General features: G+C 72.7%; 7 protein-coding genes. 4 read left to right on the top strand and 3 right to left on the bottom strand.

The window, feature by feature from the left end; genetic code table 11:
* Positions 1-123 precede the first annotated feature (123 nt).
* Both AC07AZ_RS00905 and AC07AZ_RS00900 read right to left on the bottom strand, forming a co-directional pair.
* Complete coding sequence (locus tag AC07AZ_RS00905; RefSeq protein WP_478842370.1) at positions 124-1,692, bottom strand: alpha/beta fold hydrolase; 1,569 nt, start codon at positions 1,690-1,692, stop codon at positions 124-126.
* A gap of 116 nt (positions 1,693-1,808) precedes the next feature.
* Complete coding sequence (locus AC07AZ_RS00900) at positions 1,809-2,567, bottom strand: hypothetical protein (protein WP_478842368.1); 759 nt, start codon at positions 2,565-2,567, stop codon at positions 1,809-1,811.
* 120 nt (positions 2,568-2,687) lie between these two features.
* Between AC07AZ_RS00900 and ggt the strand changes: the two genes are divergently transcribed.
* A complete protein-coding gene (gene ggt / locus AC07AZ_RS00895; RefSeq protein ID WP_478842366.1) occupies positions 2,688-4,490 on the top strand; it encodes a gamma-glutamyltransferase in 1,803 nt (600 codons plus the stop codon).
* On the opposite strand, the gene AC07AZ_RS00890 is transcribed toward ggt, so the two are convergent.
* Positions 4,491-7,079 carry an ATP-dependent Clp protease ATP-binding subunit gene (locus AC07AZ_RS00890; RefSeq protein WP_478842364.1) on the bottom strand — a complete coding sequence of 863 codons (2,589 nt, stop codon included), beginning with the start codon at positions 7,077-7,079 and terminating at the stop codon, positions 4,491-4,493.
* Positions 7,080-7,720: 641 nt separating this feature from the next.
* On the opposite strand from AC07AZ_RS00890, the gene AC07AZ_RS00885 reads away from it, so the two are divergent.
* The 3 genes from AC07AZ_RS00885 to AC07AZ_RS00875 all read left to right on the top strand — a co-directional run bounded on the left by AC07AZ_RS00885 (position 7,721) and on the right by AC07AZ_RS00875 (position 12,317).
* Complete coding sequence (locus AC07AZ_RS00885) at positions 7,721-10,036, top strand: hypothetical protein (RefSeq protein WP_478842362.1); 2,316 nt, start codon at positions 7,721-7,723, stop codon at positions 10,034-10,036.
* A 158-nt stretch (positions 10,037-10,194) separates the two neighbouring features.
* Positions 10,195-11,037, top strand: coding sequence for a nitrilase-related carbon-nitrogen hydrolase (locus tag AC07AZ_RS00880; RefSeq protein WP_478842360.1), 843 nt, complete (start codon positions 10,195-10,197; stop codon positions 11,035-11,037).
* Positions 11,034-12,317: an aspartate aminotransferase family protein gene (locus AC07AZ_RS00875; protein ID WP_478842358.1), complete on the top strand. Its 1,284-nt coding sequence runs from the start codon at positions 11,034-11,036 to the stop codon at positions 12,315-12,317. Before AC07AZ_RS00880 ends, AC07AZ_RS00875 begins: the two co-directional genes overlap by 4 nt.
* The last annotated feature ends 72 nt before the right edge of the window (positions 12,318-12,389 follow it).

Here is a 12,389-nt window from a genome sequence, read left to right as displayed (position 1 = left end):
TGTGCCGTCCGGCCTCGCGAGGCGGGGCGCCGGTGCCGTGACCCCGGCGCCGGCCGGATCGGGGAGGCTGCCGCCGGACAGGCAGTGACAGCGGGCACTCGCCCGCCCGGCGGCAGCCGGAGATCACTGCTCGCGCAGCGGAACCGACAGGTACGACGGGTCGGAGGCCGGCGAGGAGAAGGTCAGCTGCGAGCCGGACGGGTTGTGCTCGATGTAGAGCGGGTCGACCGTGTCGACGACCACGGCCAGCCGGTGCCCCGCCGGGACGTCGTAGGCAGTGGAGAACAGGTCCAGGTCGACGTCGAACGACTGGCCCGGCGTACGCCCGTGGAAGGTGTACGGCGCGTTGCTGACCAGCTTGCCGAGACCGAGCGGCCCCACGTCGTAGAGGTAGGCGACGAGGGTGCCGCTCTCCGCGGTGGGCGTGAGGGTGGTGTGCAACGTGGCGGTGCCGCGCACCTGTTGGGCCGTGCGGTACCTCTCCGACTGCCACACGGCGGCCCAGCGGCGGGGGAGCAGGGGGATGGAGGCCACCGGGGGGAGCTTCGCGACCTGGTCCAGGATGCTGGACAGGAAGACGACCCCGCCGTCCGCCCCCGAGTCGACGTTGGTGTGGATGGTGGTCGTGCCGGCGAGGTCGATCTTCCCGCGGGTCGCGCCGACGGACTTCCAGTCCGGGTAGCCCTCGTAGCCGTCCGCGGAACGGGACTTGAGCCGCACGGGCAGCTCGCGGTCGACGCCGTTGTCCTCGCCCCTGAGGTAGTGGTCGAGCCAGCGCCCGGTGTCGGTCCACACGTCGTTGGGCACCCCGAACAGGCCGGTGATCTCGGCGGTGGCGTGGTCTCCGGGGCGCAGTTCCAGCCGCTTGGGGCCGGTCAGCTTCTCGTAGAAGTCGGTGTACTGGTTGGCCGAGAAGATGGTGTCGCCCCAGGCGTTGGCGAGCATGATCGCCGTGCCGTTCTCGTTGAGCTCGTCGACGTAACTGACGGCGGAACGTTTCTTCCCCCAGGCGACGAGGTCCGGTTCCTTGGCCAGGTTGGAGGCGTAGAAGTCGTCGAACACCTGGCGGGTCTCGGTGCTCTGCCGGCCGGTGACCAGGCTCGCCCCGTCCAGCAGGGCGGAGGCCTGGACGTGCTGGGTGCGGCCCGAGTAGATCGACCCGACGAGGTCGGCCCAGCCGCTGAGCGAGGCGACCGCCTTGATCCGCTTGTCGTGCGCGGCGGCGAGCAGGCTGATGCCGGCGCCGTAGGAGACGCCCGCCATGCCGATGTGCCGTTCGTCCGCCGGGGTGTTGGCGAGCGCCCAGTCGATGACCTTCGACGCGTCGGCCGTGTCGGGCGGGCCCGCGACTTCTATCTCGCCGCCGGACTGCCAGAAGCCGCGGACGTTGTAAGTGACCACGACGTAGCCGGAGTCGGCGAGTTTCTGGGCCTGGGCGAGATACTCGATCTGGGGCAGCCCCCAGCTCGTGGGCATGACGAGCAGCGGGTAGCGGCGGGCGGGGTCGGCGCCCGCGGGCGTGACGACGTTGGCCTTGAGGACCGTGCCGCCGTAGCCGCCGATGTCGACGAACCGGACGCTGTTGGCGGCCGCCTGGGCCGTCGGCGCGAGTCCGAGGGCGCTCCCGGCGATCAGCGTCGCGGAGACGGCGCCGACGGCGGTCGTGCGCAGGGCCTTGCGAGGGTGTCCCACAGGTCGCTCCTCACTCGTGTAAGTGCAAAGTGACCCGACGGTAACCTCACTCCTCTACCGCAGGTAACCCGTCGGTAAGTTACGCGCGAGTAAAGATTGTTGGCCCGGGGGGAAGGTCAGGAGGCGCGATGGGAGGAACGCGGGGCCGGGGTCGCCGGCAGCGGGGTCTGCGCCGTCCGGGTCACGTCCGCCACCAGCTCGACCACGTCCGGGCCGTACGCCTGCGAGTTGACGACCTTCAGCAGGAGGACGAACGAGTTCGTGCCGTGCTTGCGGATCAACTGCTCGTGGTTGCGGGCGAGATAGCGGGTGGTGGCCTGGTTGGTGATCGCGGTCTGGCCGCAGAAGAGGAAGACCGGGCGCACGCCGTGGCTCTGCTCGACGGTGAGCCGGGCCAGAAGCGCGTACTCGGTCCTTCCGGCCTCCGCCCGGTAGCGCTCGGAGCCGACCTGGAAGGCGCCGCGGTCCGGACTCGGCTCGGCGTCCACGTTCACCCGCACCCCCGGCAGCAGGGACGAAAGATGCGCCGCCATACGGCGGTTGGACGCCGGCCCGCCCACGCAGAACTCGGTGCGCTCGCCGAACCCCTGGCGCGCCGCGTCGTGCGGGACGACCTGGGCGTGGGCGTTGCAGTCCTTGATCAGTGCGGCGAGTTCGAGGAGCGCGAACACGTCGTAGCGCATCACCGTGAGGTCGGGCCCGCTCGCACCGCGGTTGACCACCAGCAGCGAGTCGGAGTTGTCCGGCAGCCCGAAGAAGGCCTGCTTGCGGCGGAGTCTCCGCTTCCACAGGTAGGTCCTGGCGAGCCAGCCGAGTGTGGCGCTGATGCCGGCCGCCACCACTCCCAGGACGATGTTGCGCACGTCGTCGTTCATGGGCGCGCATGCTAGCGGGCGGACGCGCACCCGTGTTCGAAGGGTGGTCCGGGCGTGTGCTCCTGACGAGGCCATGGCAATGGCATACGCTGCTCGGACGCCTTTCACAGGAGGTTACGGATGCGTCGCCCTGTCGCACGGAATCTGGCGGTCCTGGCGGTCTCGGCCGCCGTGGTCTCGGTGGGAGCGGCGGCGCCGCCGACCACCGCGGGGGCCGCCGCCGTCAAGAAGGTCCCCGTTGCCGTCGGTTACGGCGGGGCGGTCGCCAGCGTCGACGCGGACGCCTCGACCGCCGGTATCGAGGTGCTGCGCCAGGGCGGCAACGCCGTCGACGCGGCCGTCGCCACGGCCGCCGCGCTCGGCGTCACCGAGCCCTACTCCTCCGGCATCGGCGGCGGCGGCTACTTCGTCTACTACGACGCCAAGTCCCGTACGGTGCACACGATCGACGGCCGCGAGACCGCGCCCCTGACCGCCGACTCCCAGCTCTTCGTGGAGAACGGCAAGCCGCTCGCCTTCGCCGACGCCGTCAGCAGCGGCCTGAGTGTCGGCACCCCCGGCACGCCCGCCACCTGGGCGACGGCCCTCGACACCTGGGGCAGCCGGAACCTCGGCACGGTACTGAAGCCCGCCGAGCGGATCGCGCGCGACGGTTTCACCGTCGACGACACCTTCCGCACGCAGACCGCCGCCAACGAGACCCGCTTCCGCGCCTTCCCGGCCACCGCCGGCCTGTTCCTGCCCGGCGGGCAGCTGCCCGCCGTCGGCTCCACCTTCAAGAACCCCGATCTCGCCCGCACCTACCGGGAGTTGGGCAGCAAAGGCGTCAACACCGTCTACCGCGGCGACCTCGGCGCGGACATCGTCGACACGGTGAACCACCCGCCGGTGGACCCGGCCTCCGGCTGGAACGCGCGCCCCGGCAAGCTGTCCGCCAAGGACCTGTCCGCCTACCGCGCCAAACTCCAGGCGCCCACCCGGACTTCGTACCGCGGTCTCGGCGTCTACTCCATCGCGCCCTCCTCCTCCGGCGGCACGACGGTCGGTGAGGCCCTCAACATCCTGGAGCGGACGAACCTCTCGAAGGCGAGCGAGGTCCAGTACCTGCACCACTACATCGAGGCCAGCCGGATCGCCTTCGCGGACCGCGGGCGCTGGGTCGGCGACCCGGCCTTCGAGGACGTACCGGCGAAGGAACTCCTGTCGCAGAGGTACGCCGACTCACGGGCCTGCCTGATCAAGGACGACGCGGTGCTCACCAGCCCGGTCGCACCCGGCGACCCGCGCCGGCCGGCGGCCTGCGGCCCCGGGGGCACGGCGGCCCCGACGACGTACGAGGGTGAGAACACCACGCATCTGACGGTGGCCGACAAGTGGGGGAACGTCGTCGCCTACACCCTCACCATCGAGCAGACCGGCGGCAGCGGCATCACGGTCCCCGGCCGCGGGTTCCTCCTCAACAACGAGCTGACCGACTTCTCCTTCACCCCGGCGAACCCCGCCGTCCACGACCCGAACCTGCCGGGCCCGGGCAAGCGGCCCCGCTCGTCGATCTCGCCGACGATCGTGCTGGACCGGCGCGGCAAGCCGGTGGTGGCGCTGGGTTCGCCCGGCGGCGCCACCATCATCACCACCGTGCTGCAGACCCTGACCGGCTTCCTCGACCGGGGGCTGCCGCTCGTCGACGCGATCGCCGCGCCACGCGCCAGCCAGCGCAACACCGCCCAGACCGAACTCGAACCCGGCCTCTACGGAAGCGAGTCGCAGAAGCGGCTGGAGGCCATCGGGCACTCCTTCAAGCTGAACCCCGAGATCGGCGCCGCGACCGGCGTGCAGCGGCTGCCGGACGGCAGGTGGCTGGCCGCCGCCGAGAAGGTACGGCGCGGCGGCGGCTCGGCGATGGTGGTGCGCCCGGCGCGCTGATCACCCGGGGGCGGGCGTCGCACCCTCCGTGCCCAGCGGGGCCGTCCCGCCCTCCGCGCCGTCCGTGCGGAGGGCGAGGTGCCCGTCCCGGACGTCCACGGTGACGTGACCGCCCGCCCCGACACGCCCCTCCAGCAGCAGCCGGGAGAGCTGGTTCTCCACCTCGCGCTGGATGGTGCGGCGCAGCGGGCGGGCACCGTACTCGGGCTGGTAGCCGCGTTCGGCGAGCCAGTCGACGGCCGCGCCGGTGATCTCGACCGTGATCCCCTGCGCGTGCAGCCGCCGCCGGGTGCGCTCCAGCAGCAATTCGGTGATCTGCCGCAGCTGGTCGCCGGTGAGCCGGCGGAACACCACGATCTCGTCGACACGGTTGAGGAACTCGGGCCGGAAGTGCTCGCGCAGCGGCCGCAGGATCTGCTCGCGCCGCGCCTCCTCGTCGGCCTCCGCGCCGCCCGCCCCGAAACCGATGCCGGCGCCGCGCCCGGTGATCACTTCGGAGCCCAGATTGCTGGTCATCACGATGACCGTGTTGGTGAAGTCCACCGTGCGGCCCTGGGAGTCGGTGAGCCGTCCGTCGTCGAGGACCTGGAGGAGGATGTTGAAGACGTCCGGGTGTGCCTTCTCCACCTCGTCGAGCAGGAGCAAGGAGTACGGGTGCCGGCGCACGACCTCGGTGAGCTGCCCGGCCTCCTCGTGCCCGACGTACCCGGGCGGGGCACCGACCAGGCGGCTGACGGTGTGCCGTTCCTGGTACTCGCTCATGTCCAGGCGGACCATGCGCTCCTCGCTGCCGAACAGGGCCTCGGCCAGCGCGCGGGCCAGCTCGGTCTTGCCGACGCCGGTGGGGCCCAGGAAGAGGAAACCGCCGATCGGCCGGTCGGGGCTGGACAGCCCGGCCCGCGAGCGCAGGACCGCGTCGGCGACCACGCGGACGGCCTCGTCCTGGCCGACCACCCGCCGGTGCAGATGCTCCTCCAGGCCGAGCAGACGGTCCTTCTCCTCCTCGGTGAGACTGCTGACCGGAATGCCGGTCTGCCGGGACACCACCTCGGCGATCGCCTCGCCGGTCACCTCCAGGTGCTGACCCTCGTCCGCCTCGTCGTCCCTCGACGCCTCCGTGATCCGCTTCTTCAACTCGGCCAGCCGGTCGCGCAGTTGGGTGGCCTGCTCGTACTGCTCGTCCGCCACCGCCTGGTCCTTGTCGCGGACCAGCTGCTCGACCTCGCGCTCCAGCACCCGTACGTCCGTGCCCTTGGTGTGGGCGCGCAGCCGCACCCGGGCGCCCGCCTGGTCGACCAGGTCGATGGCCTTGTCCGGCAGCCTGCGATCGGTCAGATAGCGGTCGGACAGCTCGACGGCGGCCACCAGGGCCTCGTCGGTGTAGCGGACCTGGTGGTGCGCTTCGTACCGGTCGCGCAGCCCGCGCAGGATCTCGATCGCGTCCGCGACGGTGGGCTCGGACACCCGGATCGGCTGGAAGCGGCGGGCCAGCGCCGCGTCCTTCTCGATCCTGCGGTACTCCTCCAGCGTGGTGGCGCCCACGACGTGCAGCTCGCCGCGGGCCAGGGCCGGCTTCAGGATGTTGCCGGCGTCCATGGACCCGCCCTCACCGCCGCCGCCCGCGCCGACGACGGTGTGCAGCTCGTCGATGAAGACGATCAGCTGGTCGGAGTGGGCGCGGATCTCGCCGACGATGGTGGTCAGCCGCTCCTCGAAGTCACCCCGGTAGCGGGTGCCGGCGACCACTCCGGGAAGGTCCAGGGCGACCACCCGCCGCCCGATGAGCACATCGGGTACGTCGCCGTCGACGATCCGCTGGGCGAGGCCCTCGACGATCGCGGTCTTGCCGACGCCCGCGTCACCGATCAGCACCGGGTTGTTCTTGCCGCGGCGGGAGAGCACCTCGATGGTCTGCTCGATCTCCTCCTCCCGCCCGATCACCGGATCGATGCGGCCCTGCAGGGCCAGCTCGGTGAGGTCACGGCCGTACTTGTCCAGGGTGGGCGTGTCCGTCGCCGGGGCGCGGGACCGCTCGGCGAGGGGGCGCTCGGCGTCCGGCGCCGACTCGGGCGGCAGGCCGGAGGGCGCGAAGCGGGCCGCGTTCAGGATGTGCCCGGCCGCCGAGTCGGGGTTCGCCGCGAGGGCGCCGAGCACGTGCTCCGGGCCGATGTACCCCGCGCCGCCGGCCCGCGCCAGTTCGTGCGCGTCCAGCAGGGCGCGTTTGACGGCCGGTGTCACGGAGAGCGCGGTGGGCGGCGGGGCCTGGTCGGCGGCGTGCTGGACCGGGCCGGACCGCTTGTCGATCTCCGAGGCGAGCAGGTCCGGGTCGGCGCCGGCCCGGCTGAGCAGACCGCGTGTCGGTTCGGTGGCGAGCGCCGCGCGCAACAGGTGCTGGGTGTCGAGGTCGCGGCTGCCGTGCTCGGCCGCGTACTGGGCGGCGCCCCGCACCAGCTCCCGGGCGGGCTGACTCAGCAACCGCCCGATGTCGATCTGCCGGGGGCCCGGACGGGGCTCGCCGAAGAAGCGTGCGAGGAATTCGCCGATGGGGTCCGGGCCGTAGCCCTCGGGATTCGTGTAGCCGCTGCTCATGGCCTCATCAGTCCGTTCCGGCGCCCCCGGCGCGGTCCGGGACGCGCTTGCTGGTCGACGTGCCGGGTGCGCCGCGAGTGCCCGGACGTGCCCGGCCACACCCGCGACCGGCCTCGGCCGGTGCCCCTCGCCCGGACCTCCTGGGGCGGCCCACACCGCGCCGGACGGGGCGTTCGGCCCGGTCCCGGACCAGGCCGGCGGACCACGGCAGGCCGCCAGGGTGCTCGGGGGAGACGCTGCTCCGGGGTACCACGCGGGGCACGGGCCGCCTTGGCGCTCGTAGAACACGATCGCACGTTCGCCGGTGCACAGCACCTCCAGGCGGTGCGCCCGGGCGGTGGGAGCCCGCCGAGGTGTGCGATCCGGTCATCCCCCACCACGTTCCGGCCCCTCTACTCCCTTGTCGCCAGGCTCAATTCGCGGCAGAGCATTGCCCAGGGGAAGAGCGGGCGCAGGTCAAGATCGCGGCAAGTCGCCTGGTGGGGCGGGGCGTGCGCCGGGGGCGCCGGACGGGTCCCGCACGCCTGTGCGGGTATGCGGGACGACGCCCGCGTTCCCGTGGAAAACTGACCGTAGCGACGCTGTAACACGACTGGTGTTCTCTACGGACCGGAGTGCTCCGGTCTGGCGGGAGTTGGGCGATGTCTGTGGATCAACTCCCGTTTCAGGTGCGGGAGTTCGCGAACTACCTGAAGGGTCTGCTGGCGCGCCTGGATCAGCGCGGCGGCTGGTGTGCCGTGTTCTGGCAGCGCGACCCGGACGGCATGCGAGCCTGCCTCGACGGACACGAGATGCCGCCCTGGGACGTGGTGGAGGCGCTCCTCCAGGACCTCGGGGCCGGCTACGGCCCCACGCTCGCCACCGCCGAGGCGGGACGGGCCCGGGCCCTGCACTCCGCCGCCGTCGCCGCCCACGACGACCGTCCCGGCGGACGGGACGCCCTCCGTGACCGGTTCGACGTGATGCTCCGCGAGCAGCGGTACGCCGCCGAACGGCAGGCGGAACTGAACCGGTCGCTCGCCTCGGCCACCACCCAGGAGGACGCGGACGCCATCCGTCTCGACCTCGCCTGGGCCCGCGACGACCATGAGCGGGCCACCCGGCGATGCGCCGAACTCCGCTCCCGTGCGGCCGAGTTGGATGGGCGCAGGGCCCAGGCGCAGGCGCGGTCCGACCCGCGCGGACCGGGCGGCGCGCCGTCGCGCGACCGTGGTCGTGCCGGGTACGACGCCGGGTTCCCCGCCCTCCCGCAGCAGCGCGACGCGCCCCGCACGACCGGCACGTCAGACGGCGGACGCACCGGCCCGGAGCGAACCGGCGACCACCACCCCGCGGCCGGCGAGTACACCCCGACCCGTACGGCCGGCGAGTACACCCCGCCCCGTACGGCCGGCGAGTACACCCCGACCCGTACGGCCGGCGAGTACGCCCCGGCCCCCGCGGCCGAGGAGTACGCCCCGGCTCACGACACCGGCGACTACTCCCGGGCTCATACGGCGGACGAGTTCGCCCCGAGCCCCGCGACCGGCGAGTACGCCCCGGCCCCCGCGGCTGAGGAGTACGCCCCGGCCCGCGACGCCGGCGACTACTCCCGGGCTCATACGGCGGACGAGTTCGCCCCGAGCCCCGCGACCGGCGAGTACACCCCGACCCCCGCGGCTGAGGAGTACGCCCCGCCCCACGATGCCGGCGACTACTCCCGGGCTCATACGGCGGACGAGTTCGCCACGAGCCACACGACCGGCGAGTACACCCCGGACCGTACGACCGGCGATTACGCCCCGGACCGTACGGCCGACGAGTACACCCCGACCGACGACACCGGCGACTACTCCCCGGCCCACGCCCCTGGCGGATACCCGGCCGCCCGTACCACCGGCGATCACCGCACCCCCCATGCCTCGGACGGGGACCGGGTCCCCTGGACCACCGGCACCGATCACACCCCCTCCCGCGGACACACCGCACACGCTGATCACACCGTTCAGACCGATCACACCGTTCAGACCGATCACACCGACCAGATGAACCGCACCGATCGCACAGACCAGACGGGTCGCACAGACCAGACGGGTCGCACCGGTCCGACCGGTCACACCCACCGCACCGCTCACACCGACCCCACGGCACCCCCCGCCGCCGACCCCGACGCACGCACCTCCACCGCACACCGTCCCGCCCCGGCCGCCGCTCCGGCCCCCGCCCCCGTCACCGTCCCGAAGCAGCGCAAGCGCCGGCGGGGCAGTGCCCGGTTCGCCGGGATGGCCGAGGTCGAGGCGGAGGCCGCCCCCGCCGTCGTACCGCCCGAGAGCGGGTCCGCGCCCGCGCCGCGGGCGGCCACCGGCCGCAGCCCGCGCGGGGCGCGTTTCGCCGGGGCCGCGGAGGCCCCCGAGCCGCCCCGGCAGCAGACCGACCCGCCGCTGGACACGGAGGCGCGGCGGGAGACCGCCGAGACGGTCGCGACCCTCGTCCGGCTGAGGCGGCAGGGGCGCAGCGGGGAGGCGCACGCCCTGCTGGTCGAGATCGCGTACTGGCCCGCCGCCCGCTTCCCGCAGCTCGCCGCCGAGATGCAGCGGACCGGACTGGGCGCCGACTGGGCGACCCTGCTGTGGGAGGCCGCCTCCCTGCCCGCCGACCGGCTGGTCGCGGCGGCCGACGCGCTGGTCGCGGCCGGGCGCGGCACCGACGGGGAGCAGATCCTGCGCCAGGGCGTGGCCCGGCCGGCCGCCGAGATAGGGCGGGCCGTCCTCACACTGGCCGCAGAGGACCGCCCCCGCGAGATCCGCGCGCTGCTCGACGCCTACGTCCGCGTCCGTACCCCGGAGGAGGCGGCGCGCAGCGCCGAGCCGGGCCCGCAGACGCTCGTCCCGCTGCTGCTGGAGGCCGCGCGGGGCGTCTCCGAGGAGCGCCACTGGGATCTGGTCCACGCACTGCGGGTGGCGGGCTTCACCGTCTGATCGGCCCTGCGGCTCACCCACCGGAGTGTGAAACGTGATCGACTCCGCGGGTTAACGACGATGGTCTTGGCAAGCCTCTCCCAGAGGCTTACGTTCGACCCTCTACGGCTTTCGTCTACGGGCGTAGAGGCTCTGGCGTCCCGTCGAAGGAGCAGCTCATGGCCAACGTCGTACGCGCCGCTCTGGTCCAGGCCACCTGGACCGGCGACACCGAGTCCATGGTGGCGAAACACGAGGAGCACGCCCGCGAGGCGGCCCGGCAGGGCGCCAAGGTCATCGGGTTCCAGGAAGTGTTCAACGCCCCCTACTTCTGTCAGGTCCAGGAACCGGAGCACTACCGCTGGGCCGAGCCGGTGCCCGACGGGCCGACCACCCGTCGTATGCAGGACCTCGCGCGCGAGACCGGCATGGTGATCGTGGTCCCGGTCTTCGAGGTCGAGCAGTCCGGCTTCTACTACAACACCGCGGCGGTCATCGACGCCGACGGCACCTTCCTCGGCAAGTACCGCAAGCACCACATCCCGCAGGTCAAGGGCTTCTGGGAGAAGTACTACTTCAAGCCGGGCAACGCCGGCTGGCCCGTCTTCGACACCGCGGTCGGCAAGGTCGGCGTGTACATCTGCTACGACCGCCACTTCCCGGAGGGCTGGCGTCAGCTCGGGCTCAACGGCGCCCAGCTGGTCTACAACCCCTCCGCCACCCACCGCGGGCTGTCCTCCCACCTGTGGCGGCTGGAACAGCCCGCGGCCGCCGTCGCCAACGAGTACTTCGTCGCCGCGATCAACCGCGTCGGCCAGGAGGAGTACGGCGACAACGACTTCTACGGCACGAGCTACTTCGTCGACCCGCGCGGCCAGTTCGTGGGGGAGGTCGCCAGCGACAGCAAGGAGGAACTCGTCGTCCGCGACCTCGACTTCGACCTCGTCGAGGAGGTGCGGCAGCAGTGGGCGTTCTACCGCGACCGCCGTCCCGACGCGTACGACGGGCTGGTGCAGCCGTGAACGACCTGTACGCGCGCCACCGGGGCGTGCTGCCCGACTGGCTCGCCCTCTACTACGACGAACCGCTGGAGCTCACACACGGCGAGGGCCGTCACGTCTGGGACGCCGAGGGGAACAGGTACCTCGACTTCTTCGGCGGCATCCTCACCACGATGACCGCGCACGCGCTGCCCGAGGTGACCAAGGCGGTCGCCGAGCAGGCCGGGCGGATCATCCACTCGTCCACCCTGTACCTCAACCGGCCGATGGTGGAGCTGGCCGAGCGCGTCGCCCAGCTGTCGGGCATCCCGGACGCCCGGGTCTTCTTCACCACCTCCGGCACGGAGGCCAACGACACGGCCCTGATGCTGGCGACGGCGTACCGGCGCAGCAACACGATCCTGGCGATGCGCAACAGCTACCACGGCCGCTCGTTCAGCGCGGTCGGCATCACCGGCAACCGTGGCTGGTCCCCGACCTCGCTGTCCCCGCTGCAGACGCTCTACGTCCACGGCGGGGTGCGTACCCGCGGCCCCTTCGCCCCGCTCGGCGACGACGACTTCGTGGCCGCCTGCGTCGACGACCTCAGGGACCTCCTCGGTCACACGCGGCCGCCCGCGGCCCTGATCGCCGAACCCGTCCAGGGCGTCGGCGGTTTCACCTCACCGCCGGACGGCCTGTACGCGGCCTTCCGCGAGGTGCTCCAGGAGCGGGGCATCCTGTGGATCGCCGACGAGGTGCAGACCGGCTGGGGCCGCACCGGCGACCACTTCTGGGGCTGGCAGGCACACGCCCGCAACGGCCCGCCGGACATGCTCACCTTCGCCAAGGGCATCGGCAACGGGATGTCCATCGGCGGGGTCGTCGCCCGCGCGGAGATCATGAACTGCCTGGACGCCAACAGCATCTCGACGTTCGGCGGCACCCAGATCACCATGGCCGCGGGTCTCGCCAACCTGGCCTACCTGCTGGAACACGACCTCCAGGGCAACGCGCGGCGGGTCGGCGGGATGCTCATCGAGCGGCTGCGGGGCGCGGCCGCGCAGATTCCGGGCGTACGGGAGGTGCGCGGCCGGGGACTCATGATCGGTGTCGAGCTGGTCAGGCCCGGCACCGACCAGGCGGACCCCGACGCGGCGGCGGCCGTGCTCGAGGCGGCCCGCGCGGAGGGGCTGCTCATCGGCAAGGGCGGCGGCCACGACACCAGCGCCCTGCGGGTCGCCCCGCCGCTGTCCCTGACCGTCGCCGAGGCCGAGGAGGGCGCCGCCATCCTCGAACGCGCCCTGCGGAGCGTCCGGTAGGAGGGCGAGTGAGCGTCGGAGGCGGGCCCGGAGGCCGAGCGCGCGGCGGTCCGGCGGGGCCGGGCGCGGTCG

Source organism: Streptomyces sp. NPDC043878, from assembly GCF_056435735.1.
This window is presented reverse-complemented; position numbering and strand designations above follow the sequence as displayed.

Bases quoted from the DNA above. Each gene is read 5' to 3' on its own strand.
- AC07AZ_RS00900 (WP_478842368.1), bottom strand. From the start codon at position 2,567: ATGAACGACGACGTGCGCAACATCGTCCTGGGAGTGGTGGCGGCCGGC.
- AC07AZ_RS00880 (WP_478842360.1), top strand. From the start codon at position 10,195: ATGGCCAACGTCGTACGCGCCGCTCTGGTCCAGGCCACCTGGACCGGC.
- AC07AZ_RS00885 (WP_478842362.1), top strand. From the start codon at position 7,721: ATGTCTGTGGATCAACTCCCGTTTCAGGTGCGGGAGTTCGCGAACTAC.
- AC07AZ_RS00890 (WP_478842364.1), bottom strand. From the start codon at position 7,079: ATGAGCAGCGGCTACACGAATCCCGAGGGCTACGGCCCGGACCCCATC.
- ggt (WP_478842366.1), top strand. From the start codon at position 2,688: ATGCGTCGCCCTGTCGCACGGAATCTGGCGGTCCTGGCGGTCTCGGCC.